The following is a 23,589-nucleotide window of genomic DNA, read 5'->3' on the forward strand; positions in this document are numbered from 1 at the left end:
CGGTCTTCCCGCCGGTCTTCCCGTCGGTCGTCGCGCCGACCGCTCCCACCCCCGCCCCCGCACACCCACCAACCGGAGACGGTGAATTCGACATGTCCCAGAACGAAGCCCCCCAGCCCGACGGATTCGAGGAGGAGCTAAGTGCCGTCCTGCGCAGCACCGGCGACGGCTTCGCCGCCCACGACCGGCGCGGGCTGGTCTCGGGCGGACTCCAGCGCGGCCGCCGCCGGCTGCTCCGGCGTCGTCTCGCCGTGACCGGCGGCGCCCTCGCGCTCGCCGCCGTCGGTATCGGCGGTGTGTACGGCGGCTCCCTGCTCTCGCCCGCCGGAAGCCCCGAGAAGGTCTCCGTGGCGGCGAGCCCCAAGAAGACCGCCGAGCCCGGCACCGACCCGAGCGGCCAGGCCGAGGCCGACGCCAACAAGCGGGGCGAGGCCCAGATCCCGGTCAAGGACCTCGCGGCCGTCCTCCAGGCCAACACCCCGGCCGGCTCATGGGAGATCGACAACCCGGACGGCAGGGGCCAGTCCGTCCTCGGCGTCCACGACGACGGCAAGGGCAAGGCCGCCGTCTCCGTAGGCCTCTACCGGAGCGGCACCGGTGAGGCGGGCGAGGACCAGGTGGCGTGCCCGTCGAGGGTGCACGTCCCCTACGACGACTGCACCAGCAAGCGGCTGCCGGGCGGTGACCGGCTCATGGTCCTCCAGGGGTACGTGTACCCCGACAAGCGCGAGGAGACCAAGAACTGGCGGGCGGTCCTGCTCACCAAGGACGGCTTCCTGATCGACGCGAGCGAGTACAACGCCGCCGGGGAGAAGGGCGCCGCGATCACCCGCGAGAACCCGCCCTTCAGCGCCGCCCAGCTGAAGGCCCTCGTCACGGCCGACGGCTGGCGTCCGCTGCTCAGGCAGCTGCCCCGCAACCCGCACAACCCGGGTGGCCAGGTCGAGCCGGAGGCGCCCTCGGAGCCGAGCGGCCCCGCCGTCCGGGCCACCCTGCGTTCCCTCCTGCCCAAGGGCCTCACGGTCACCGACCAGGGCGGGGACGCCGGCTACGGCTTCCTCGTCGTCGACGACGGCAAGGGCAAGAGCCTCGTCCAGATCAACGTCCAGCCCGGCATGTCCGGTGCCGCCGGCGGCCTCTTCGGCAGCGGGGACGTCACCGTCCTGCCCGACGGCCGCAGGGTGAAGCTCACCCAGCAGCCCGGCGAGAAGGGCGGCTCGGGCGTGGTGTGGTGGACCGCGGACACCATGACGCCCGAGGGGTTCCGGGTGGTCGTGTCCGCCTTCAACACCGGTGCACAGCACCAGGACGCCACGCGTGCCGAGCCCGCGCTGACGATGGCGCAGCTGAGGGCGATCGCGCTGAGCCCGAAGTGGCAGAAGCTGAACTAGCGCGTAGGCACGGGGGATACGCAAGCGGGGGAAGGGAGGGGGTGGTGGGTCCGTCGAGCGGGCGGGACCGCCGCCCCCTTCTCCGTGCCTACTTGGCGTCCGCGTACCGCTCGACCGTGGCCGTCGTGAACGGGAACCGCACCGGCGTCTCGCCGAACGTGATCCGTCCCGCCTCGTCCCCGGCCGACCGGATCGCCGCCGTGACCGCCTCCGCCTCCTCCGCCGGACAGTGCACGATCACCTCGTCGTGCTGGAAGAACACCAGCTCCGCCCGCAGACCGGTCAGCGCCCGACGCAACGACGCCAGCATCAGCAGCGCCCAGTCGGCGGCGCTGCCCTGCACCACGAAGTTGCGGGTGAACCGGCCCCGCGCCCGCGCGTTGCCCGAGGCGTACCCGGGGACGAACTCGCCCTCGGAAGCGACCGGTTCGCCGCCCTCCTGCGGAAGGCCCGCCTCCTCGGCCTCGCCCGCTCCCACCGCCCGGGGGCTCGTCCTGCCCAGCCACGTCCGCACGAGCCGGCCCTCCTCGCCCGCCTTCGCCGCGTCGTCGACATAGGCCACCGCGCGCGGGAAGCGGCGCCGCAGCGCCGCCAGGTTCTTCAGGCCGTCGCCGCTGGTCTGCCCGTAGATCGCGCCCAGGAGGGCGATCTTGGCGTGGTCGCGGTCGCCGGAGAAGGCCCGGTCCGAGAGCCGGGTGTACAGGTCGTCGGGGTGCCCCGCGACCTCCATCAGACCCGGGTCCCGGGAGATCGCGGCGAGCACCCTCGGCTCCATCTGGTCGGCGTCGGCCACCACCAGACGCCACCCCGCGTCCGCGACCACCGCCCGCCGGATCACCTTCGGGATCTGCAGGGCCCCGCCGCCGTTGGTCGTCCACCGCCCGCTGACCGTGCCCCCCGGCAGGTACTCCGGCCGGAAGCGGCCGTCCCGCACCCAGTCCTGGAGCCACGACCAGCCGTGCGCCGTCCAGATCCGGTACAGCTTCTTGTACGCGATCAAGGGCTTCACCGCCGGATGGTCCAGCTCCTCCAGCTCCCAGCGGCGGGTCGACCTCACCCGCACCCCGGCCTGCGCGAAGGCCTTCACCACATCGGCGGGCAGGTCCGGCCGGACCCGGCGCCCGAAGGCGGCCGACACCTCGTCCGTGAGCTCGGCGAGACGGCGCGGCTCGCCCCCGCCCGCGTACCGCTCGCCCAACAGTTCGTTCAGCAGGTCCCGGTGCACGTCCGCCCGCCACGGCAGCCCCGCCCTGTGCATCTCCGCCGCCACCAGCATCCCCGCCGACTCGGCGGCCGTGAGCAGCCGCATCCGGCCCGGGTGCTCCGCCCGGTCGTGGCGCCGCAGCTGCTCCGCGTAGACCGCGAGGAGGCCGTCGAAGGGTACGGAGACCACGGGGCGGGGCTCGAAGAGGAAGTCCTGCGAGCCCGGTTCGGCGCCGCGCTGCGGCGGGTCGGGCGGCACCGGAGCGTTCCGCAGGCGCGCCCAGGCCGCCGCCGCCGATCGGGGTTCGCCGAGCCGCCCCTCGTGCCCCAGGAGAAGCTGCTCGGCGTCCTCCATGTCGTAGCACCGCTCGACGCGGACCCCGGCGGCGAGCAGCCGGGGGTACACCTCGGCCGTCGACCGCCACACCCAGCGGGTGACCTCGGGCCTGGCCCGTACGGCCGCCACCAGGTCCGGCTCGCGCCGCACGTCCCCGGCGGGCAGCCCGTCGGGGCCGAGGGGTACGAGCAGGGCTCCGTCCCCCTCCGCCTCGGCGGCGAGGGCCCACCTGTCGGTCATGGGTGCGAGTCTGGCAGGCGGCACTGACAGCGGGGGGTGAGGCGGGGCGGGCGCGCGGCCGGTGGGGTGACCGGGGCCCGCTCCGTCGCGGGACTCGCGCCCGGGGCTCTACGGCGCCGCGTGACTCCCCGTGCGTACCGCCGCCCGGCTCCCCGTCGCCTCCCAGCCCCGCGCCGGCCCGTTCCGCCCCGGGCTCTACGCCGCCGCGTGGAACAGCGCCGCCGCCTCGCCCCGGGAGGCGACGTGCAGTTTGTTCAGGATGTTGGCCACGTGGAACTTCACCGTCGACTCGCTGATGTGCAGTTCCTCGGCGATCCGGCGGTTGCGGTGGCCGAGGGCGAGGTGGCGCAGGACCTCGACCTCCCGCTCGCCGAGGCCGGTCAGCGGGTGGGCCGCCTCGACCGGGGCGGCGGGTGCCGCCAGGGGGAGGACCGCCGTGATCGTCGTGCCCCAGCCCGGGACGGCGTCCAGCTCCAGCCGTCCGCCGAGGACGTCGAGCCGGTCCCGGATCGTGCCCGCACCGAGGGCGCAGGGGGCGAGCGCGCCCGCGCCGTCGTCCCGTACGGAGGCCCGCAGTTCGTGTTCGGTCAGCTGCCAGCCGACGTGGATCCGGCGCACCGAGTCCTGTTCGAGCACGATCAGGAGCAGGGAGCGGACGATCGCCCGCGCGCTGTGCGCCACGTCCGCCGCGAGCGAGCGGTCCGAGTCCGGCGCGCCCAGGTCGAGCCGGACCTGGCTGTGCCGCAGCAGCGGCCGCAGTTCGGCGGCGAGCCGTTCGAAGGCGTCCTGGGCGGGCTCCTCCGCCAGCGCCCGGTCCCGTCGCTGTGCGGCCCGCATCTCGATCAGCGCCGACGCGGCCAGGTCGGTCGCGGTCGTCCGGGCCGTCGTGTCGTCGAGGGCGCGGCTGCGCAGGACCCCGAGGACCCCGGAGAGCGCCGCCGTGTGCGAGGCCGTCAGCTCCGCGATCACCCGGGCCCGGGTGTCGGCGGCCGCCCGCGACCGGGCGAGCGCCCCCGGCATGGCCTCCGTCGCGAACCGGTCGAAGTGGCCGGACACCAGGTCCCACAGGGCCTGCGCCACGGCGAGTCCGGCCGCGTCCGCCGGGGCGGAGCCGTCCTCCCGTACGAGCACGAGGACCGCTCCGCGCCGGGTCGCGTGGCTGGTGACCGCGACGGCCTCGCGCTCCCGGCCCCCGAGCGTCGCCCGGCCCTGCCAGGGGCTGCCGGGGACGCCGGCCGCGAGCAGCGGGGCGAGTTCGGCGGCGGTGAGCAGCTCCGTACCGCCGAGCGTCTTGAAGGGGGAGTGGGCGCAGTGGGTGGAGAGTTCGGCCGCGTCCACGTGCGGGACGAGCGGGGCGAGGGCGGCCGAGACCGCGGGGAGGATCTCCCCGAGGGGCTGCCGGATGATCTCGTACGCGGCGGTCAGCGTGAGCGCGTCCATGCGGTCGAGCGTACGCGGGGAGGGCCGGGTCCCCGCTGGCCTTTCGGGTAGGTGGGACTGGCCGTTGGGAGGGCGGGGCGCGGGCCGCCGCGGGCGCAGGCTGGGTCTCGTCGGAGAGCGGGAACCGTGAACAGGCGGCTGTGGAGGCTGAGATGGAAGTGATCGTGTACGAGGAGTTCGGCGGCGCGGAGGTGCTGCGCCACGCGACCGGCGTCGCCGTGCCGGAGCCCGGCCCCGGCGAGGTCCGTGTGAAGGTGGCGGCCGTCGGCCTCAACCCGGTGGACTGGAAGCGCCGTCACGGCTGGGTCGAGGCGTTCTACCCGACGACGTTCCCGGCCGTCCCCGGCCTGGAGTTCGCCGGCACCGTCGACAAGCTCGGCGAGGGCGTCACCGGCCTCGCCGTCGGCGACGAGGTCCTCGGCTGGACCCGCACCGGCTCCTACGCCGAGTACGCCATCGCCGACATCGTCGCGCCCAAGCCCGCCGGGCTCTCCTGGGAGGCCGCCGCGAGCCTCCCGGTGGCCGGCGAGACCGCGCAGCGTGTCCTGGACCTGATCGGCGTACGGGAGGGCGAGACGCTCTTCCTGCACGGCGCGGCGGGTGTCGTCGGCTCGGTGGCCGTCCAGCTCGCCGTCGCGGCCGGGGTGCGGGTGATCGGCAGCGCCTCGGAGCCCAACCACGCCTACCTGCGGGAACTCGGCGCCATCCCGGTGGCCTACGGGGAGGGCCTGGCCGACCGGGTCCGCGCCGCCGCCCCCGACGGCGTCGACGCGGTCTTCGACGCGGCGGGCCACGGCGTGCTGCCGGTCGCGATCGAGCTCCTGGGCGGGGCCGACGCGCCGAAGGAGCGGATCGCGACGATCGCGGACGCGGACGCGGAGCGGTACGGGATCGTCTTCTCGGGGGTCATGGGAGACCTGGACGCCGTACGGGCCGGACTCACGGCCCACGCGCGCGCGGCGGTGGAGGGGACCCTCGCGGTCCGGCTCGCCGAGACGTTTCCCCTCAAGGAGGCGGCGAGGGCCCAGGAGTTGAGCGAGTCGGGCCATGTCCGGGGAAAGCTGGTCCTGCTTCCCTGAGGCCCCCGTGGGCGTGGGATCCGCACGGGGGGCCGGCCCCCCCCGGATCCAGGAGAGAAACCTACGGGTCGCGCGCCCCGGGAGTGAGAGGATCCCTCCGCCGTGAGAGCTGGTTCCGACCGTGGAGGGCGACGACGATGTACGCGATACCGCTGGGAGACGACGGCGCGGAGCTGCGCCCGCTCGAACCGTGGCAGGCCGACGAGTTCCTGGCGCACATGGACCGGGGACGCGAGTTCATCGGCGCGCGCAACGGACTCCCCGACGTCGTCACGGACCTGGAGTCGAGCCGTGCCTTCCTGCGGCTGTACGCGGAGAAGACGGCCGCCGACACGGGGCGCATCCACGGCATCTGGTCCGACGGCACCCTCGTCGGCGCGGTGATCCTCCGGAAGCTGGACGTCGAGGGCGGCACCGCGGAGGCGGGCTGCTGGCTGGAGCCGGCCGGCGTCGGCAGGGGTCTGGTGACCCGGGCGGCGCGGACGCTCGTCGACTGGGCGGTCGAGGTGCGCGGGGTCCACCGGGTGGAGTGGGTGGTGTCCTCCGGCAACGCGCCCAGCATCGCCGTGGCCCGCCGCCTCGGGATGTCCAGGGACGGCGTCCTGAGGGAGAGCTACTCCTACCGGGGCGAGCGCCACGACCAGGAGGTCTGGTCGGTCCTCGCACCGGAGTGGAGGGCGGCGAAGGCGGCGAAGGCGGCGTTGGGGGGCGGGGGCGTGGGCGGGGCCGGGGCCTCCTAGGGCGGGCTTCCCGTCAGCTTCCCGTCCCGGGTCGTGCCCGCCTGGGGCGGGCTTCCCGTCTACGGACGGGGAGGCCGTACGGGTGGACGGGGCGGTGACCCGGCTCCGACCCCGGTCACCGCCCCGTCCGTCCCACCATCGCCGCTCAGCGCGTCAGGCGCCACGCGGGGAGGGCCGACGCGGCGATGGCCACCGTCGCGCACACGCCCGCCGCCGTGCCGGCCATGCCCCACGGGAGGGCCAGGACCACCGGTGCCGAGAGGGCGGCGAGGCCCGCTCCCAGGGTGCCCAGGACGAGCGCCGTCACCGCGAGGCCGAGCGCGGTGCCGATCGCCACGGCGAGCGTCGCCTCGCCCGTCACGACCCGCAGGATCTGGGCCCGGGTCGCCCCGGCCAGCCGGAGCGAGGCCAGTTCCCCACCGCGTACGGACGTCGCCATGAGCAGGGTGTTGGCGAGGCCGATCACCGTGTAGACCAGCGCGATGCCGAGGACGAGGAGCAGGCCGAGGCGGGTCTGCGGGCTGCCGGTCGGGGGGCGCTCGGCGTCGGCCCACGCGTCGGCCGTCCTGACGGTGCCGCCGCTCGCCGCGAGCGCCCGCACCGTGGCCGTACCGCCGCCCCGTGCCTCGATCCGGTCGGGGGCGGAGCCGGGGGCGTTCGCCCGGGTGACGTACGGCCCGTTGTCGCCGGTCCCGAGGGCGAGGACGGCCGCGATCCGGAGCCGTACCGGACCGGTCCCGTCCGCGCGCCAGACCTCGACGGTCTCGCCCACCCGGCGCCGCTCGAACTCCTCGTTCACGACGATCGACCGGTCGTCGAGGTCCCGCAGGTCCCCCGCGACCACTGGCAGCCGGGCGAGCTCGGCGAAGGCCGCCGGGTCGGTGACCGCCCGCGCCCCGTACTTCACGACGGCCGCGTCCCCGTCCCGTACGAAGACGGAGGTCGGCCCGGTGGGGGAGACGACCGCCCCGGGCGGCGGCGTCACCGGCCCCAGGCCGCCCGTGCCGCCGTTCGCCGCGCCGGTCACGACGTACCGCGCGGCCGTCTGCTCCCGCGCCTCCACGCCCTTCGCGCGCGTGACGCTCGTCGCCGAGCCGAACAGCGTCCCGGCGAGCGCCACGGTCACGAGGACGGGGGCGGCGACGGCGGCGGTACGGCGTACGGAGGCCGCGCTGTTCTCCCGCACCAGCGTCCCCACGGCGCCCCGCAGCCGCAGCAGTCGGGCCACCGGCCGGACGAGCAGCGGGGAGAGCAGGGCGATGCCGGTGATCAGGAGCATCGGGAGGGTCGTGTACGTCTTCCGCTTGAGCAGCGCCGACGGGTCCGTGACGCACGTCCAGACGAGGAGCCCGAGACCCGTCGCGACCAGTCCCGCGCCGAGCAGGGCCCGGCCGAGGGGCAGGGCGTCGGCGTCGACGTCCGCCTCCCGGAGCGCGGCCGTGGGGCCGACCCTCCCGGCACGCCGGGAGGCGGCGACCGCCCCGGCGAGGGCGACGGTCACACCCGTCCAGAAGGCCGCGTGGAAGGGCCAGGCCGGCCCGCCGACCGAGAACCACTCCGGGGCCAGACCGCTGTCGACGAGGACCCGGGCGAGCAGTGGCGCGCCCAGGGCGCCGAGGGCGCATCCGGCGGCCGAGGCCAGCACGCCGAGCACCGCGGCCTCGGCGAGGAGGAGCCGCCGGATCTGTCCGGGGGTGGCCCCCGCGGTCCGGAGGAGCCCGAACTCGCGGCGGCGCAACGCCACGGCGAACGCGAAGGTGGAGGCGACGACGAAGACGGAGACGAAGGCGGTGACGCCGCCGGAGGTGCCGAGGAGGGCGTTGAGGGCGAGGAGCGCTTCGGCGTCCCGCTCGGGGTCGGGGTCCGCGCGCCGCCGGTCGTCGCCGGTGAGGACCTGGGCGCGGTCACCGACGAGCGCCCGGACCTCGGCGGCGGGGGCGTCCACGCCTACGGCGTCGGGTCCGGTGGGTTGGGGCGTGCCGGATCCGGGTCCGCCGGAGGTGGACGTGCCGGAGGTGGGCGTGCCGGATCCGGGTCCGCCGGAGGTGGACGTGCCGGAGGTGGGCGTGCCGGATCCGGGTCCGCCGGAGGTGGAGGTGCCGGAGGTGGTGACGGTCCAGCGGGCGCGGAGCTCGCGGAGCAGTTCACTGTCCACAGGCTGTGGACGGTCGAGTCGCCGCGTCACGGACACCGTCTCGGGCCCGCGCCGCACGTCGAGCGTCAGCCGGTCCTGACCCTGCACCACGACGGGCGAGGACGCGAATCGCTGGGGAGAACGCTCGGGCGCGTGAAAAGTGGCGGAGAGGCCGAGCCCCATGATGGTGAGCAGCCCCACGCCGAGCGCGAGGGCGACGAATCCGCCGAGGAAGGAGGCCCAGCGGGCACGCAGGCCGGAGAGGACGACGGTCAGCACGAGGGGCTCCCGGCGGCGGGACGGGGGGTGATGGCGGGGGCGGTGGGTCGTGGCGTCTCCGTCAGGCCGGCCGGGACCGTCTCCAACGTCGTCATGCGTGCCGCGACCGCCTCCACCGTCGGGGCCGGAAGTTCGTCCGCCACGCGGCCGTCGACCAGGAAGACCACGCGGTCCGCGCGGGCCGCCGCCACCGGGTCGTGGGTGACCATGACGATCGTCTGCCCGTCCCGGTCGACCAGCTCCCGCAGCATGTCGAGCACCTCGCGGCTCGTCGTCGAGTCGAGCGCTCCGGTCGGCTCGTCGCCGAAGAGGACGGCCGGACGGGTGATCAACGCGCGGGCGATCGCGACCCGTTGCTGCTGCCCGCCGGAGAGCTCGCCGGGCCGGTGCCGCTCCCGCCCCGCGAGTCCGACCCGGGCCAGCGCCTCGCGTACCTCCGTACGGGAGGGGCGACGGCCGGCGAGGCGGAGGGGCAGGGCCACGTTCTGGGCGGCCGTCAGGGCGGGCAGCAGGTTGAAGGACTGGAAGACGAAACCGATCCGGTCCCGCCGGAGCAGGGTCAGCCGCCGCTCGCTCAGCCCCTCCAGAGCGACCCCGCCGACCTCCACCTGCCCGGCGGTGGGCCGGTCGAGGCCGGCGGCGCACTGGAGCAGCGTGGACTTGCCGGAGCCCGAGGGGCCCATGACGGCGGTGAAGGTCCCGGCGTGGAAGTCGAGGTCGACGCCGTCGAGGGCGCGGACGTCCCGGTGGTGACGGGTCAGTCGGCGGAGCCGTACGGCGGCGGTGGGGGCGGGCGGAGAGGGCTTCGCTGCGGCGGTCCGGGCTGTCGAGGTCATGCCTCTAGCGAACCGGTTTCCCCGCCGCCGATCACGACCACTGCCGGGTGTCCGGGGGGTAGGGCCAGACCTACCCTCACGACCACTGCCGGGTGTACGGCGGGCAGGGCCAGACCTGCCCCGGGCGCTCCCGGGGGCTCCCGGGGGCTGCGCCGGACGCTCGCAGAGCCCTGCGCCCGGGCGGCTACCGGGCCGCCGGGCCGCGACGGCCGCGAGGCCCGCGCCGGGGCTTCGCGGCCGAGGCTTCTCCCGCGGCGGTCACGACCCCGGCGCCGCGGCGGTCACGCCCCCTGCACCGCGGCGGTCACCAGTGCTTACGCCGCAGGGCTTACGCCGCGATGTCGCCGGAGGCGTCCCCCGCCCGTACCGCCTTCACGAACACGTCCAGCGCGTCCAGCGGTTCGCGGCCGTCGAGCAGGGTGCGCAGGTCGCTCTCGACCCCCGTACCGTCCAGGAAGCCGTGGGCGATCGCCGAGTACGTGCTCGCCAGCATCGGCACCTGGAAGGGGGCCGCCCCGGAGGCGGCGAAGGCGGCGCGGGCGTCGGCGAGCGTGCCGGGGGCGTACGTGGCGCCCAGGGCCGCCGCCAGGTCGGCGCCGCCCAGGGCGCGTTCGCCGACCAGTTCGTACACCCGGTTCCGGTGGGCGGCCGGGTCCGTCGCCACGGAGACGGCGATGTCGGCGAGGTCCTCGCGGGCGACGGCGGCCAGACGCCCCCCGCCGAGGGGGCCGGTGATCCGGCCGTCGGCGTCGGGCGCGGCGATCCAGGTGAGGAACTCGGCGTAGAGACCGTTGCGGAGGATCGTCCAGTCGAGCGTGGCCGAGCTTCGCAGCCGCCGCTCGGTCCAGCGGTGCGCGAGCGCGTACGTGAGGTGGTCGCCGTCCCCGGACAGGCTCGTGTAGACCACGTGCCGGACGCCCGCCCGCTCGGCGGCCGAGAGCGCGGCCCCGTGGCGGGCGACGACCGTGTCGTCCTCCCCGTACCCGGCGGATATCAGCAGCAGCGTGTCCGCCCCGGCGAAGGCCTCCGGCAGCGTCCCGGGCGCGTCGAAGTCGAGCCGGCGGGTGCCGGGCAGCCCGCGCGCGTGCCGAGGACGACGTCCTCGCGGCCGGCGAGCCGGTCGGCGACGAGTGAGCCGAGAGCGCCGGAGACACCGGTGACCAGCAGCATGTTTTCCCCCAGGGGTCGAGATGGCTGAGACCATCGTGGGGGGACGGAGAAGATCGCGTAAGGAGGCACATCCATGTCCGAGGGGCACACGGAGGTAACCACCGAGCCCTTGGTGAGCTGTGCGGAGGACTGTGGGGTGCGGGACGTCCAGGACCGGCTCGGCGACAAGTGGACGGTGCACGTGGTCGTCGAACTCGCGCCGGGACCAAGGCGGTTCAGGGAACTCCAGCGGCTGGTCACCGGGGTCTCGCAGCGGATGCTGACCCTGACCCTGCGCCGCCTCGAACGGGACGGCCTCGTCTCGCGGACGGTCTACCCGACGACGCCGCCGCAGGTCGAGTACGCCCTGACGGAGACCGGCCACAGCATGACCCACCTGATCAAGCAGCTCGTCGACTGGTCGCTCGATCACCGTGCGGTGATCGCCCGGTCGCGCGAGGCATGGGACACGAGGACGGCGTGAGCACCAGGGACGGCGTGAACACCACGATCGACAAGGCCTTCGAGGCGCTGTACGCGAGCGACGACGGGTCGCTCGACACGGCGGCGTCGCTGCTGGCCGCCGACCGGAGCGCGGACGCCGGACTGACGCGTCGCGGCGAGGAGTTCGTACGGACCCTGTGGGGGCGGGGGTGGCAGCCCGCGGACATCGTGCGCATGGCGCGCCGCGACCTGGCGGACGAGCACCTCAGGGTCCTCACCGGCCTGATCCGCGGCGAGACCGCCCGCTACGAGCGGCTGCCGCACCGCTGGCAGGCGCAGCTCGACGAGCTGGACGCCGCCCCCGCACGGCCGACGGACCGCTTCTCGTACGCGACGACCGTCCTGGAGCTGTACCGGCTCCTGGTCCGGCTGCCGCGGCTCGACGCGGTCGGCCCGGTCCCCGGGGAGGCGCTGCCGCCCGCGGTCGCGGGAGAGCCCCGGATGCTGACCCGGATCAGGGCGCTGCTCGCGAAGGCGGAGGCGACGGGGTTTCCGGAGGAGGCCGAGGCCCTCACGGCCAAGGCGCAGGAGCTGATGGCGCGCCACAGCCTGGACGAGGCGACGCTCGCGGCGGGCGCGCCGTCCCCGGAGACACCGGGGGCGGTCCGGATCGGGGTGGAGCCGCCGTACGAGCAGGCGAAGGCGATCCTGCTGGACGCGGTGGCGACGGCGAACCACTGCCGGGCGGTGTGGAACGAGTCGTACGGCTTCTCGACGGTGGTCGGCTTCGAGGCGGACCTCGACCCGGTGGAGCTGCTCTACACCTCGCTGCTCGTGCAGGGGCAGGCGGCGATGACGCGGGCCGAGGCGGAGCAGCGGGCGGGCGGCCGCAAGCGCACGAAGTCCTTCCGGCAGTCCTTCCTCCTGGCGTACGCGAACCGGCTCGGCACCCGGCTGTCGGCGACGTCCCGCCGGGTCGCCGCCGAGGCCCCGAGCCTCCTCCCGGCCCTCGCCTCACGCGACCTCGCGGTCACCACCCGCACGGACGAACTCTTCCCGGAAACCCGCTCCACGCGGGTGCGTGCGGCCTGGGACGAGGAGGGCTGGACGCACGGGGCGTCGGCGGCGGACCGGGCGGGCCTGCACCCGGGACGGCGGGGGATCGGGGAGCGGGGAGGGGACGGGCGCTGAGGCGGGGCGCGGCGTGGGAGTCGGGCGCTGAGGCGGACCCCGGCACGTGGGCCGGGTGCTGAGGCGGACGCCGGCAGGTGGGGCCGGGTGCTGAGGCGGACCCCGGCATGGGGCCGGGTGCTGAGGCGCCTGCCGCCCGGCCCGGACCACGGCCGTGCCCTCGGAGACCGTGCCCTCGGAGGTGGTGCCTCAGCGGCCGTGTCCTCTGAGGCCGCGCACCCATCGGCCGCCGTGTCCTCATCGGGCGTGTCCTCACCGGCCGGGCCCCCCCGGTCGAGCCCCCATCGGCCGGGCCCCATCGGCCGGGCCCCATCGGCCGGGCCCCATCGGCCGGGCCCCATCGGTCATGCCCCCAGCGGTCATGCCCACAGAACCCCACGCGTGGGTGAAATCGGCTGTTTCGCCCCCGTCCCGGATACGCTCGGGCCATGAGCTGGCTCCGGGCGTTGAAGGAGACCGCCCGCTCCGGGCTCACCGTCGAGCGGCAGCGGCTCTCCCCCGTCATCGCCGCCCGCGCCGCCCTCGGGCTCGCCCTGGTCATCGGCTTCTCCCTCGCCGTCTTCGGCCCCGCCGTCGCCGCCTCCTCCGCCTTCGGCGCCTTCCAGGCGGCCATCGCCACCTTCCAGCGCTCCTGGCGCCCCCGCCCCACCCTCGCCCTCGCCTCCGGCGCCAGCCTCGCCGTGTCGACCTTCGTCGGCTACCTCGTCGGCGCCCAGGAGGTCTTCTTCCTCGCCCTGCTGCTCCTGTGGACGTTCCTCTCGGGCCTCGCCTGGGCCGCCGGCCCCACCGCCGGCATGATCGCCTCCTCCAACGTGGCGATCATGCTGGTGACCGTCACCCTCCCCACCTCCGTCGCCACCGCCGCCGGGCACGCCGTCATGATCTTCGCGGGCGGTGTCGTCCAGGCCGCCCTGGTCGTCGTCCTCCCGGTCCGCCGCTGGGGCGCCCAGCGCGACGCCCTCGCCGACGCGCTCGCCGCCGAGGCGGACTACGCCCGCCGTCTCCGCCACGACCCGGTGGCCCCGTTCGACCCCCTGCCGCTCATGCACGCCCGCAACGCGGCCGCCGTGACGCCCGGCCAGGCCCGCCGCCGCCCGGCGGAGCTCCACGGGGCCAGGGGCCTCGCCGAACGCATCCGGCCCGTCCTCGCCTCCCTCGCCGACCCCGCCGTCGGCGTGCCGGAGGAGGGCCCCGCACGCGCGCGCGTGCGGGAGCTGCTCGGGGCGGCGGGCACCGTCCTGGACGCCGCCGCGCACGCGATCCGGCACGGCGAACCCGTCGCCCTCCCCGCAGCCGCCGTCGACGCCCTCCACGCCCCGGACACCCTGTCGATCCTGCACGGCCCGCCCCGCCGCGCCGCCATCCGTCTCGCCGCGCTGCTCGGCGACGTCGTCGACACGGCCGAGCCGCGCACGGAGACGTCGGGACACGGCGCCACGGCCCGCGCCCGCCCCACCCTGGTCCGCCTCGCTCCGATCATCATGGTGAAGGTCCGCGCCGAGCTGCGCCGGGACTCCCCGATCCTGCGCCACGCCGTCCGCGTCTCGGCGGTCGCGGCCGCCGGCTACCTACTGGGCGGGGCGCTCCCCTTCGGGCACGGCTACTGGGCGCCGATGGCCTCGGTGATGGTGATGCGCCCGGACTTCTCGCAGACGTACGCGCGCTCGGTGGCGCGGTTCGGCGGCACTCTCGTCGGGGTGGCCCTGGCGACGGCGGTCGTGCAGTCCGCCCACCCGGACACGTACCTGTCGGCGGCCCTCGCGGTGGTGTGCGCCTTCGGGATGTACCTGTTCATCCGGACGGGGTACGCCGCCAGCCAGGTCTTCGTCGCCGCGTACGTCGTCTTCCTGCTCGGCATGGAGGGCGGGGGCGTCGGCCAGACCGTACGCGACCGGGTGACGCTGACCCTGCTCGGCGGGCTCCTCGCGATGCTGGCGTACGCCGTCTACCCGGCCTGGGAGACGCCCCGGCTGCGCGGACGGCTCGCGGACTGGCTGGCGTCGGTCGGCGGGTACGCGGCGGTCGTCACCGCGCGGTACGCCGATCCGGTGGGGCCGGGCAGCCCCGACGTACGGGAGGCGCTCCTGAACACCCGCGCGGCCCGGGTCGCCTGGCAGGAGGCGGTGGAACGCGCGACGCACGAGCCGGTACGGCACCGGGGGCTCTCGCACGCGGCGGTCGAACAGGCCGACCACGCCCTCGCGGAGTTCGGGCGGGTGGCGATGCTCATGGAGGCCCACCTGCCGGAACACGGCGCTCCGCCCGTACCGGCCGCCGCGACCCTCGCGGAGTCCCTGCGCCGGGCGACGGAACGCGGCGCCAAGGAGGTACGGGAGCGCAAGGTGCCGCAGTGGGACGACCTGCGGGAGACGCTCGACGCCTGGTCCACGGACCCGCCGGACCACTTCCTGCTGCACAAGGGGGCCGTCCTGCTCCTGGAGGCCCTGGACGAGGTCACGACGGCCCTGACGGAGTCCACGCGCGCGCGGTGAGGAGTCCGGGGGCCGTGGCAGATCCGCCGTGCCCGTCCGTGGATTTTCGCGAGCATGTCATCCGGCGCCGGGCCGGGCGGAGTTGGTAGGGGTGAGGGCCGAGGAGGTGCGCGGTCCGCAGAGATCCCGATCGATCCCAGGAGCAGTCGGATGAAGAAGTACCTGCTGGCCGCGGCCGGCGTCGTGGCCGCCGTCGTGATCGCGGCGCCGGTGGCCGTGGGGGCGTCCGCCGGGACCTCCGCGGCGACCGGTTCCGCCGCCCGGGTCCCGACCGCCCCGAAGGCCGCCCCCTCGAAGGCCGCCCCCGTGAAGGCCGACTCCGCGAAGGTCACCCCGGTCAGGGCCGCCGCTCCCGCCGCGGACCCGGTCCGTACCGTCCGCCCCGGTGAGCGCGTGGACGCCGGGCAGGGCTACACCGTGTGGCTGACCAGGGACGGCAAGCACTGGGCGGACCCGGACGGGTTCGAGAACTTCCGCAGCGTCGTCGACGGCAACATCGACCGCTCCGCGCCCGGCGTGAGCCACCAGAGCGAGGGGAACGCGGCCGGCGTCTTCCACTCGGGCGTCTACTACGGGACCCGCAAGGCGGGCCGCGTCGAACTGACCGACGCCGAGGGCCACAAGACCGTCGCGACCCTCCTCGCGCTGCCCGGCCGTCCCGACTGGGGCGTCTGGTACACCCGCACCGGGCCGGTGACCGGCAACGACGGCGGCTCCTTCGACGTCGCCCTGTACGACCGCGAGGGGAAGCCGCTCGCCGAGCTGCCGGGCTTCGACTTCCCGGCCGGCCGCGGCTGACCGCGACCGCCGGGGCGGAAACGTGGCGGGGCCCGGCACGGGGCGGGCCCCGCCACCCCCCTTCCCCCTTCCACCGACGCTCCACCGACGACGACCGCCCACCGATCGCGAGGTCCGACACAGTGCCGCACGAGTCCGTCACCGAGGACACGGAGGCCACCGTGGCCGGCAGGGTCACCGGGATCACTGGGAACGCCGGGGCCACCGGGACCGCCGGGAGCAGCGGGGTCATCACGGACGACGACGGGTTCGCCGCCTTCGCCGTCGCGGCCTGGCCGCGTCTGGTGCGTACCGCCCAGCTCCTGACCGGGGACTTCCACGAGGCCGAGGACCTGGTGCAGACGACCCTGGCCAAGGTGTACGGACGGTGGCGGCGGGTGCCCCGTGGGGAGATCGACCTGTACGTACGCCGGGCCCTGATCAACAACAACCTCAGTCGGCTCCGCCGGAAACGGGTCGTCCATCTGCTGACACCGGTCCTGCCGGAGTCGCTGCGCCACACCTCCGCCGGTCATGCCGAGGCGGTCGAACAGCGCACCGCGCTCCTGACGGCCCTGGCGGACCTGACCGCCCGCCAGCGCGCTGTCATGGTGCTCCGCTACTGGGAGGACCTGACCGAGCTGGAGATCGCCGGTGTGCTCAACTGCTCGATCGGCACGGTCAAGACCCACGCCCGGCGCGGCCTGGCGGCGCTGCGCGCCCACCCCGGGCTCGTCACCGTCCCCGTCCCGCCCCTCCCCGCCGCCCCCTCCGGAGCCCGACGATGACCGCCGCACGGCCGACGACACCCCCTGACCCCGAGCCCGACCCGGGCCGCGAGCCCGACCTCGGTGAGACCGACGTGCGCGCGGTGTTCGCGAGGGCCGCGCTCGACGTCACCCCGGGTCCGTTGCCGCTGGAGGCCGTCCGGCGGGAGGGCCGGATCCGCCGGAGGCGCCGTACGACCGCCTTCTCGGCCCTCTCGGTGCTCACGGTCGCGACGGCCGTGGTGGCGGTCGTCGCCCTGACTCCCGTAGGCCCGTCCCCGTCGGGTGCGGGCCCGGTGGCGGCCCCGCCGACCGTCGTCCCGACCTCGGCTCCGGCCGTGCGTCCGTCCCCGCCACGGCCGGCCCCGATCCGGGTGGTGGCCTCAGGCGAACGCGTGGACGCGGGGAAGGGCTGGAAGATCTGGCTCACGGAGGAGGGCAAGCACTGGGCGGGGCCGGACGGTTTCGAGAACTCCCGGAGCGTCACCGACGGCAACATCGACCTGGACAGCCCGGGGGTGAGCCACCAGGGCGAGGGGAACCCGACGGGCGCCTTCCATTCGGGGCTCTACTACGGGACCCGTGACGGGGGCCGCGTCGAGCTGAGGACCGCCGACGGCCGCAAGATCCTCGCCACCCTGCTCGAACTGCCGGGAAAGCCCGGCTGGGGCGTCTGGTTCGCGCACACCGGGCGGGGGGAGGGGGACGTGGGCGTGGCACTGTACGACCGCGCGGGCGGGCTCCTCTCCGAGCTGCCCCTCATCCCCCGCGCCCCGGCCCCCTGAGCCGACGCGTCTCACCACCGGGCCTCACGACGAGGACCCGACGCCCCTCACCACCGGGCCCTCACCGCGAGGCCCCGACACCTCTCACCACCAGGCCCCTCACCACGAGGCCTTCCGTACCCCCGGCAGGAACCCCGCGTGCGCCTGCGCCCTGAGGCGTAGCCGGGACAGGCCGAACTTGCGCAGGTGGCCCCGGGGCCGGCCGTCCACCGCGTCCCTGTTGCGGACCCGGGTGGCGCTCGCGTCCCGGGGCTGACGGCTCAGCTCCCGTGCCGCCGCCTCGCGGGCGTCGACCGGGGTGCCGGGGCGGCGGAGGAGTTCCTTCAGCTCGGCCCGCCGCTCGGCGTACCGGGCGACGACCCTCCTGCGGTGCGCGTCGCGTGCGACCTTGCCGCGCCGGGCCATCAGACCTTCGCCCCGCGCGCCCGGACGCGGGCCACCGCGGCCTCGACGCCGATCGTGTCGACGGTCCTGATCGCGCGGGCGCTGAGGGTGAGCCGTACGTACCGGCCCTCGCTCGGCAGCCAGTAGCGCTTGCGCTGGATGTTGGGGTCGAAGCGGCGCGGGGTGCGCCGGTGGGAGTGCGAGATCCGGTTGCCGAATCCGGGCCGTGCTCCGGTGAGCTGGCAGTGGGCGGACAAGGGTGACCTACCTCTCCGTGGAGACGTCGGAGGAGCATTGGAAATGGGAACCATTTTCATTTACTCTACACACCATGGCACGCAACGAACTCCGCCCCGTCGTCAAGCTCCGGTCCACCGCCGGCACCGGATTCACCTACGTCACCCGCAAGAACCGCCGCAACGACCCCGACCGCCTCACCCTGCGCAAGTTCGACCCGGTCGCCCGTCGGCACGTCGACTTCCGAGAGGAGCGCTGAACCACCTCATGAAGCCCGCCCTCCATCCCCCGTACGAGCCCGTCGTCTTCCGCGACAGGGCCGGCGGCTTCGCCTTCCTCACCCGCTCCACGCGCACCGGCGACCCCGGGAAGACCGTGGAATGGGAGGACGGCCGCACCTACCCCGTCATCGACGTCGAGATCTCCTCGGCGAGCCACCCCTTCTACACCGGCACCGCGCGCGTCCTGGACACCGCGGGCCGCGTGGAGCGCTTCGAGAAGCGGTACGGGCGCCGCGACGACCGCGGCGAGGGAACCCCCGGGGCAGCCCCCTGATGTTCTCCGTCGCCCTCGTCGGAGGGCTCCACTCCGACGCCCGCCGCGCTGCCGTGGACCGGCTCCTGGCCGCCGTCCCCGGCAGCGTGGCGCTCCACCACGACCTGGCGACGGCCCCGCAGACCGGGACCGTCGCCCGTACCGTCCGCGACGCCACCGGTGTCCTCGCCGCCGGCGAGACCCCGCTCGTCGACGACTGTGCCTGCTGCGCCCTGCGCGAGGACCTCGTCCCCGAGCTCGTACGACTCCGCGACGCCGGGCTCACCCGGCTCGCCGTCGTCGAGCTCTGGGACTCCGTCGAACCCAGGGCGATGGCCGAGGTCGTCGCGGGCGCCGGATTCCGCGTCGGCGCCGTCGTCACCGCCGTCGACCCGGCCCTCCTCCTGCCGTACCTGGCCAACGGCGACGACCTCGCGGACGTCGGCCTCGCCGCGGCCGCCACCGACCGGCGTACCGTCGCGGACACCTGGGCGCGCCAGCTGGAGTACGCGCCCGTGCTCGCCGTCGTCGACAGCCCCGGGGCCGACGCGGAGGACCGGGCGCTGCTCGACCAGCTCCACCCCACCGCCCTCAGGATCCCCGTCGAGGGTGACGGACTGGCCCCCGCCGTGTTCGCGGGCTTCGACGTGGAGGCGGCGGCCGCCGCCCAGCACCCGGCCTGCGCGCTGCTGCCGCAGGAGGCCGAGGGGCATGGCGTCGCCACCTACGTCTGGCGCCACCACCGGCCCTTCCACCCGGAGCGGCTCTTCGCCGCCCTGGAGGGCCTGACCTGCGCGGCGACCCGCAGTCGCGGCCGGTTCTACCTGGCCGACCGGCCGGACACCCTGCTCGCCTGGGACGCGGCGGGCGGCGCCCTGAGCGTGGAGAGCGCGGGCCCCTGGCTGGCCTCGCTGCCCGACGCCGCCTGGGAGCTGGTCCCGCCGGTACGGAGGGCGGCCGCGGCGCTCGACTGGCACCCGGAGCACGGGGACCGCTGCCAGCACCTGGTCTTCACCTCGCCCGGCCTGGACCGCGAGCACCTGGCCCGCGTCCTCGGGTCCTGCCTGCTCACGGACGCGGAGTACGCGGCGGGCCGCGACTCCTGGCGGGGGCTCGGTTCCGCCTTCGACGCCTTCCTGGAGGTCTGACCGAGGATCAGGCCCCGTAGGGTGAGGGGGAAGAGCGCGCACCGCCGCGGCTGTACTCGCCGGTAGCACGCTGAGTCGCGTAGCCGCTACGCCACCCCCCGTGCACGTGCATCTGCTCATGCAGCCGCATATGAACACAGCTATGATCCGAGGAAGTTGACACGTGCACCAAGCAACTCGGGGAGCTACCAGTGCATCATGCGCATCACGCGTACAACGGCATGGCGGCCACGGAGCTGCGCGGTGTCGTGTGGCAGAAGAGCCGGCACAGCAACTCCCAGGGATCCTGTGTGGAGTTCGCCAAGCTTCCGGGGGGAGACGTCGCCGTACGCAACTCGCGCCACCCCGAGGGCCCCGCACTCGTCTACACGCCCGCGGAGATAGAGGCACTCCTGCTTGGCGTCAAGGACGGGGAGTTCGACCACTTGGTGTGACCCCGGCGCGAGGCCCCGCCGTCCGTGAGCGGGGGGTGCCGGGCGCACGCGGGAGGAGCCGGGTGTGCGCGGAGGCGCCGGAGGTACGCGAGAGGCGCCGGAGGTACGCGAGAGGCGCCGGAGGTACGCGAGAGGGGGCCCGGGCGGTGTGCGCCCGGGCCCCTCTCCTTGTGCGTGCGGGTGTCGCGCCTACTCCGGACCGATCCGGAACAGCGCCCACACCACCTTGCCCCGCAGCGTTCCGGCGAGCGGGTGCCACCCCCAGCTGTCGCTGAACGAGTCCACCAGGAACAGCCCGCGCCCCGACTCCGCGGCGAAGTCCTCCTCGCCGCCGCGCGCCTCCGGGCTCTCCTGGCTGGGGTCGCGCACGGCGCACACCAGGCGTGAGGACCAGCGCATCAGGTGCAGCCGAACCGGTGGGTTCTGGCCTTCTTCCTGAGGCGCGTCGGCGGGCACCGCGTGGCGCAGCGCGTTGGTGACGAGCTCGGAGACGACCAGGGCGACGTCGTCGAAGCGCTCGGTCAGTTCCCAGCGGTCCAGCGTCGCGCTGGTGAACTTCCGGGCCCCGCCCACCGCTTCGTACCGCGCGGGCAGCGCGCAGGAGGCGGAGGTGGAGACGGCGCCGGGATCGATCGGCGGAAGGCCCTGCCGTAACGGCTCGAGCACGGTCGATCCATTCGTCCCCATGCGAGGCACTCCCGGGAATCGCGACTGTGGTGCTACAACACGACAACACGAACGAGTACGCGGCTGCGCGGGGCCCATGCTTCCGAATGCGCCCACTGGATGCAAGGGCAGATGCACGTGCACGCGCCGGACCTGTCCGCCCCCGTGCCGAATCTGTGCATAAGTCGTGCACTCGTTGAGGGGAACTTTCCGCGAAGTGTGTGCCGCCTGCCCCCGCATGCCCGGATCTCGCCGCCTTTCCGTAATCGAATGTGTACGCGCTGAAGCGTTTGGTGGCAGAATCCGGGGCTCGACGGGGGCTCGACACCGTAAAGGGGAGGCTGGAGCCGTGACCGCAGGCGAATCGAGCGGAGCGAGCGGGAGTGTGGTGCGGCGCATCCTGCTGGGCTCCCAGCTGAGGCGGCTGCGCGAGTCGCGCGGGATCACCCGCGAGGCGGCCGGATATTCCATCCGCGCGTCCGAATCCAAAATCAGTCGTATGGAGTTGGGACGGGTGAGCTTCAAGGCCAGGGACGTCGAGGATCTGCTCACGCTGTACGGAGTCGGGGACGAGGCCGAGCGCGGCTCGCTCCTCGGGCTCGCCCGCGAGGCCAACGTCGCCGGGTGGTGGCACAGTTTCGGGGACGTCCTGCCCGGCTGGTTCCAGACGTACATCGGTCTGGAGGGCGCCGCCTCCCTCATCCGCGTCTACGAAGTGCAGTTCGTCCACGGCCTGTTGCAGACCGAGGCGTACGCCCAGGCCGTCGTCACCCGGGGCATGCCCGGCGCTCCCGCCGCCGAGATCGACCGCCGCGTCGCCCTGCGCCTCGAACGGCAGAAGGTCCTCGTCTCCGAGCGCGCCCCGCAGTTCCACGCCGTCCTCGACGAGGCCGCGCTGCGCCGCCCGTACGGCGACCGCTCCGTCATGCGGGGCCAGTTGAGGCACCTCATCGAGATCTCCGAGCACCCGGGCGTCACGCTCCAGGTCATGCCCTTCAGCTTCGGCGGGCACGCCGGCGAGAGCGGCGCCTTCACGATGCTCAGCTTCCCCGAGTCCGACCTCTCCGACATCGTCTACCTGGAGCAGCTCACCAGCGCCCTCTACCTCGACAAGCGCGAGGAGGTCGGCCAGTACCAGCGCGTGATGGAGCGACTCCAGAAGGACGGGCCCGATCCGGCCGAAACCCGTGATCTTCTCCGAGGACTCCTTCAACTCTCCTGACACATCAGTACGATGACGTGACATCAGTTCCGACGTCACTTCTGTCATCCGTACAGAGGTAGAGCGGGTAGAGGGGTCTCGATCCATGTCGCACTTCACCGACCTGGCCCACCAGTACATCGACGGCGAGTGGAAGCCCGGCAGCGGCTCGTGGGACATCATCGACTTCAACCCGTACACCGGGGAGAAGCTCGCGTCGATCACCGTCGCCACCGCCGGCGAGGTCGACCGCGCCTACCGCGCGGCCGAGCGCGCCCAGGCCGAGTGGGCCGAGACCAACCCATACACGCGCCGCCTCGTCTTCGAGCGCGCGCTGCGGATCGTCGAGGACCGCGAGGAGGAGATCGCCGAGACGATCGTCGCCGAGCTCGGCGGCACCCGTCTCAAGGCCGCCTTCGAGCTGCACCTCGCCAAGGAGTTCCTGCGCGAGGCGGTCCAGCTGGCGCTCCGCCCCGAGGGCCGCATCCTGCCGTCCCCCGTCGACGGCAAGGAGAACCGCGTCTACCGCGTCCCGGTCGGCGTCGTCGGTGTCATCTCCCCCTTCAACTTCCCCTTCCTCCTCTCGATCAAGTCTGTCGCGCCCGCGCTGGCGCTCGGCAACGCGGTCGTCCTCAAGCCGCACCAGAACACCCCGATCTGCGGCGGCACCCTCGTCGCCAAGGTCCTGGAGGAGGCCGGTCTCCCGGCCGGACTGCTGAACGTCGTCGTCACCGACATCGCCGAGATCGGCGACGCGCTCCTCACCCACCCGATCCCGAAGGTCATCTCCTTCACCGGCTCCGACAAGGTCGGCCGCCACGTCGCCACGGTCTGCGCGCAGAACTTCAAGCACGCCGTCCTCGAACTCGGCGGCAACAGCGCCCTGATCGTCCTCGACGACGCCGACGTCGACTACGCGGTGGACGCGGCCGTCTTCAGCCGCTTCGTGCACCAGGGGCAGGTCTGCATGGCCGCCAACCGCATCCTGGTGGACCGGACGGTGGAGGAGGAGTTCACCGAGAAGTTCGTGGCGAAGGTGAAGACCCTGCGGGTCGGCGACCCGGCCGACCCCGCCACCCACATCGGTCCCCTCATCAACTCCCAGCAGGCGGAAGCCGTCTCCTCGCTCGTCGACCAGACGGTGGCGGCCGGCGCGACGGCGCTGCTGCACGGCACCGTGGACGGCAACCTCGTCTCCCCGTCCGTCCTCACCGGGTTCGCCCCGGACGCCCCGGTCCTGGGCCAGGAGATCTTCGGTCCCGTCGCCCTGATCGTCCCGTTCGACGGCGAGGAGGAGGCCGTACGGATCGCCAACGACACGCCGTACGGGCTCAGCGGCGCCGTCCACACGGGGGACATCGAGCGGGGTGTCCGGATCGCCAAGCGCATCCACACCGGCATGATCCACATCAACGACGGCACCGTGCACGACGAGCCGATCGTGCCCTTCGGCGGCGAGAAGCACTCGGGCGTCGGGCGGCTCAACGGCGAGGCGATGGTGGAGAGCTTCACCACCCAGAAGTGGATCTCGATCCAGCACGGCCGGAGCCGGTTCCCCTTCTGAGCCCCTGCTCCGGCTCTTCCGGCGGATCGCTTTCCGCGAGGACTTGCGGACCGTAGTTGTCCGCAAGCCTCCGTAGCGTGAGGGGTGTCGAGAAGGTCCGCGGAACCCACGTGGACCTCGCGGCGCAGGCGGATCGG

General features: G+C 74.4%; 23 protein-coding genes. 15 read left to right on the forward strand and 8 right to left on the reverse strand.

Translation table 11 applies throughout. The features are described 5' to 3' along the window. Window positions 1-92: 92 nt before the first annotated feature. Window positions 93-1,391 (forward strand): hypothetical protein, encoded by a 1,299-nt coding sequence (locus tag ACRRSS_RS01320; protein ID WP_435969381.1) that lies wholly within the window; start codon window positions 93-95, stop codon window positions 1,389-1,391. An 88-nt stretch (window positions 1,392-1,479) separates the two neighbouring features. Here the strand turns inward: ACRRSS_RS01320 and ACRRSS_RS01325 are convergent, their stop codons facing one another. Beyond that, entirely contained in the window at window positions 1,480-3,171 is a 1,692-nt protein-coding gene (locus ACRRSS_RS01325) for a bifunctional 3'-5' exonuclease/DNA polymerase (RefSeq protein WP_435969382.1), read from the reverse strand. A gap of 195 nt (window positions 3,172-3,366) precedes the next feature. Then, window positions 3,367-4,611, reverse strand: a complete 1,245-nt coding sequence (locus ACRRSS_RS01330) for a LuxR C-terminal-related transcriptional regulator (protein WP_435969383.1) — start codon at window positions 4,609-4,611, stop codon at window positions 3,367-3,369. A gap of 152 nt (window positions 4,612-4,763) precedes the next feature. Here ACRRSS_RS01330 and ACRRSS_RS01335 point away from each other — a divergent pair, with 152 nt between their 5' ends. Together ACRRSS_RS01335 and ACRRSS_RS01340 are read left to right on the forward strand one after the other, a co-directional pair. Further along, the gene (locus tag ACRRSS_RS01335) at window positions 4,764-5,690 is read left to right on the forward strand and encodes an NADP-dependent oxidoreductase (RefSeq protein WP_435969384.1); all 927 of its coding nucleotides are present in this window, start codon (window positions 4,764-4,766) and stop codon (window positions 5,688-5,690) included. A gap of 137 nt (window positions 5,691-5,827) precedes the next feature. Beyond that, a complete protein-coding gene (locus ACRRSS_RS01340) occupies window positions 5,828-6,430 on the forward strand; it encodes a GNAT family N-acetyltransferase (RefSeq protein ID WP_435969385.1) in 603 nt (200 codons plus the stop codon). A 145-nt stretch (window positions 6,431-6,575) separates the two neighbouring features. Here the strand turns inward: ACRRSS_RS01340 and ACRRSS_RS01345 are convergent, their stop codons facing one another. The 3 genes from ACRRSS_RS01345 to ACRRSS_RS01355 form a co-directional block, all read right to left on the reverse strand. Further along, window positions 6,576-8,843: an FtsX-like permease family protein gene (locus ACRRSS_RS01345; protein ID WP_435969386.1), complete on the reverse strand. Its 2,268-nt coding sequence runs from the start codon at window positions 8,841-8,843 to the stop codon at window positions 6,576-6,578. After that, complete coding sequence (locus ACRRSS_RS01350) at window positions 8,837-9,679, reverse strand: ABC transporter ATP-binding protein (RefSeq protein WP_435969387.1); 843 nt, start codon at window positions 9,677-9,679, stop codon at window positions 8,837-8,839. Before ACRRSS_RS01350 ends, ACRRSS_RS01345 begins: the two co-directional genes overlap by 7 nt. A 328-nt stretch (window positions 9,680-10,007) precedes the next feature. Then, window positions 10,008-10,883, reverse strand: coding sequence for an NAD(P)H-binding protein (locus ACRRSS_RS01355; RefSeq protein WP_435969388.1), 876 nt, complete (start codon window positions 10,881-10,883; stop codon window positions 10,008-10,010). A gap of 39 nt (window positions 10,884-10,922) precedes the next feature. On the opposite strand from ACRRSS_RS01355, the gene ACRRSS_RS01360 reads away from it, so the two are divergent. The 6 genes from ACRRSS_RS01360 (at window position 10,923) to ACRRSS_RS01385 (ending at window position 17,284) form a co-directional block, all read left to right on the forward strand. Beyond that, on the forward strand, window positions 10,923-11,312 hold the full coding sequence (locus tag ACRRSS_RS01360) for a winged helix-turn-helix transcriptional regulator (RefSeq protein ID WP_351901059.1): 390 nt from the start codon (window positions 10,923-10,925) through the stop codon (window positions 11,310-11,312). Next, on the forward strand, window positions 11,291-12,463 hold the full coding sequence (locus tag ACRRSS_RS01365; RefSeq protein ID WP_435969389.1) for a DUF2786 domain-containing protein: 1,173 nt from the start codon (window positions 11,291-11,293) through the stop codon (window positions 12,461-12,463). The genes ACRRSS_RS01360 and ACRRSS_RS01365 overlap by 22 nt, the downstream gene beginning before the upstream one ends. Window positions 12,464-12,891: 428 nt before the next feature. Then, window positions 12,892-14,955 carry an FUSC family protein gene (locus ACRRSS_RS01370; protein WP_435969390.1) on the forward strand — a complete coding sequence of 688 codons (2,064 nt, stop codon included), beginning with the start codon at window positions 12,892-12,894 and terminating at the stop codon, window positions 14,953-14,955. 150 nt (window positions 14,956-15,105) lie between these two features. Beyond that, window positions 15,106-15,753 carry a hypothetical protein gene (locus ACRRSS_RS01375; protein WP_435969391.1) on the forward strand — a complete coding sequence of 216 codons (648 nt, stop codon included), beginning with the start codon at window positions 15,106-15,108 and terminating at the stop codon, window positions 15,751-15,753. A 230-nt stretch (window positions 15,754-15,983) separates the two neighbouring features. Next, window positions 15,984-16,520 carry a SigE family RNA polymerase sigma factor gene (locus ACRRSS_RS01380; RefSeq protein WP_435975220.1) on the forward strand — a complete coding sequence of 179 codons (537 nt, stop codon included), beginning with the start codon at window positions 15,984-15,986 and terminating at the stop codon, window positions 16,518-16,520. After that, entirely contained in the window at window positions 16,517-17,284 is a 768-nt protein-coding gene (locus ACRRSS_RS01385; RefSeq protein ID WP_435969392.1) for a hypothetical protein, read from the forward strand. The genes ACRRSS_RS01380 and ACRRSS_RS01385 overlap by 4 nt, the downstream gene beginning before the upstream one ends. 99 nt (window positions 17,285-17,383) lie before the next feature. Here ACRRSS_RS01385 and rpsN read toward each other — a convergent pair whose 3' ends face one another. Together rpsN and rpmB are read right to left on the reverse strand one after the other, a co-directional pair. After that, on the reverse strand, window positions 17,384-17,689 hold the full coding sequence (gene rpsN, locus ACRRSS_RS01390) for a 30S ribosomal protein S14 (RefSeq protein ID WP_435969393.1): 306 nt from the start codon (window positions 17,687-17,689) through the stop codon (window positions 17,384-17,386). Then, on the reverse strand, window positions 17,689-17,925 hold the full coding sequence (gene rpmB / locus ACRRSS_RS01395; RefSeq protein WP_435969394.1) for a 50S ribosomal protein L28: 237 nt from the start codon (window positions 17,923-17,925) through the stop codon (window positions 17,689-17,691). Before rpmB ends, rpsN begins: the two co-directional genes overlap by 1 nt. Before the next feature lie 74 nt (window positions 17,926-17,999). On the opposite strand from rpmB, the gene rpmG reads away from it, so the two are divergent. The 4 genes from rpmG to ACRRSS_RS01415 all read left to right on the forward strand — a co-directional run bounded on the left by rpmG (window position 18,000) and on the right by ACRRSS_RS01415 (window position 20,021). Then, on the forward strand, window positions 18,000-18,164 hold the full coding sequence (gene rpmG / locus ACRRSS_RS01400) for a 50S ribosomal protein L33 (protein WP_141300493.1): 165 nt from the start codon (window positions 18,000-18,002) through the stop codon (window positions 18,162-18,164). An 8-nt stretch (window positions 18,165-18,172) separates the two neighbouring features. Continuing rightward, window positions 18,173-18,460 carry a type B 50S ribosomal protein L31 gene (locus ACRRSS_RS01405; protein ID WP_435969395.1) on the forward strand — a complete coding sequence of 96 codons (288 nt, stop codon included), beginning with the start codon at window positions 18,173-18,175 and terminating at the stop codon, window positions 18,458-18,460. Further along, complete coding sequence (locus ACRRSS_RS01410) at window positions 18,460-19,587, forward strand: CobW family GTP-binding protein (protein WP_435969396.1); 1,128 nt, start codon at window positions 18,460-18,462, stop codon at window positions 19,585-19,587. Before ACRRSS_RS01405 ends, ACRRSS_RS01410 begins: the two co-directional genes overlap by 1 nt. Window positions 19,588-19,808: 221 nt before the next feature. Then, on the forward strand, window positions 19,809-20,021 hold the full coding sequence (locus ACRRSS_RS01415) for a DUF397 domain-containing protein (RefSeq protein WP_041129870.1): 213 nt from the start codon (window positions 19,809-19,811) through the stop codon (window positions 20,019-20,021). A 189-nt stretch (window positions 20,022-20,210) separates the two neighbouring features. Here ACRRSS_RS01415 and ACRRSS_RS01420 read toward each other — a convergent pair whose 3' ends face one another. Continuing rightward, on the reverse strand, window positions 20,211-20,708 hold the full coding sequence (locus ACRRSS_RS01420) for an ATP-binding protein (protein ID WP_435969397.1): 498 nt from the start codon (window positions 20,706-20,708) through the stop codon (window positions 20,211-20,213). Window positions 20,709-21,036: 328 nt separating this feature from the next. Here ACRRSS_RS01420 and ACRRSS_RS01425 point away from each other — a divergent pair, with 328 nt between their 5' ends. Together ACRRSS_RS01425 and ACRRSS_RS01430 are read left to right on the forward strand one after the other, a co-directional pair. After that, complete coding sequence (locus ACRRSS_RS01425) at window positions 21,037-21,909, forward strand: helix-turn-helix domain-containing protein (RefSeq protein WP_435969398.1); 873 nt, start codon at window positions 21,037-21,039, stop codon at window positions 21,907-21,909. 85 nt (window positions 21,910-21,994) lie between these two features. Then, a complete protein-coding gene (locus ACRRSS_RS01430) occupies window positions 21,995-23,452 on the forward strand; it encodes an aldehyde dehydrogenase family protein (RefSeq protein ID WP_435969399.1) in 1,458 nt (485 codons plus the stop codon). The last annotated feature ends 137 nt before the right edge of the window (window positions 23,453-23,589 follow it).

This window comes from Streptomyces sp. Qhu_M48 (assembly GCF_051305195.1).
In the GTDB taxonomy this organism is placed as follows: domain Bacteria; phylum Actinomycetota; class Actinomycetes; order Streptomycetales; family Streptomycetaceae; genus Streptomyces.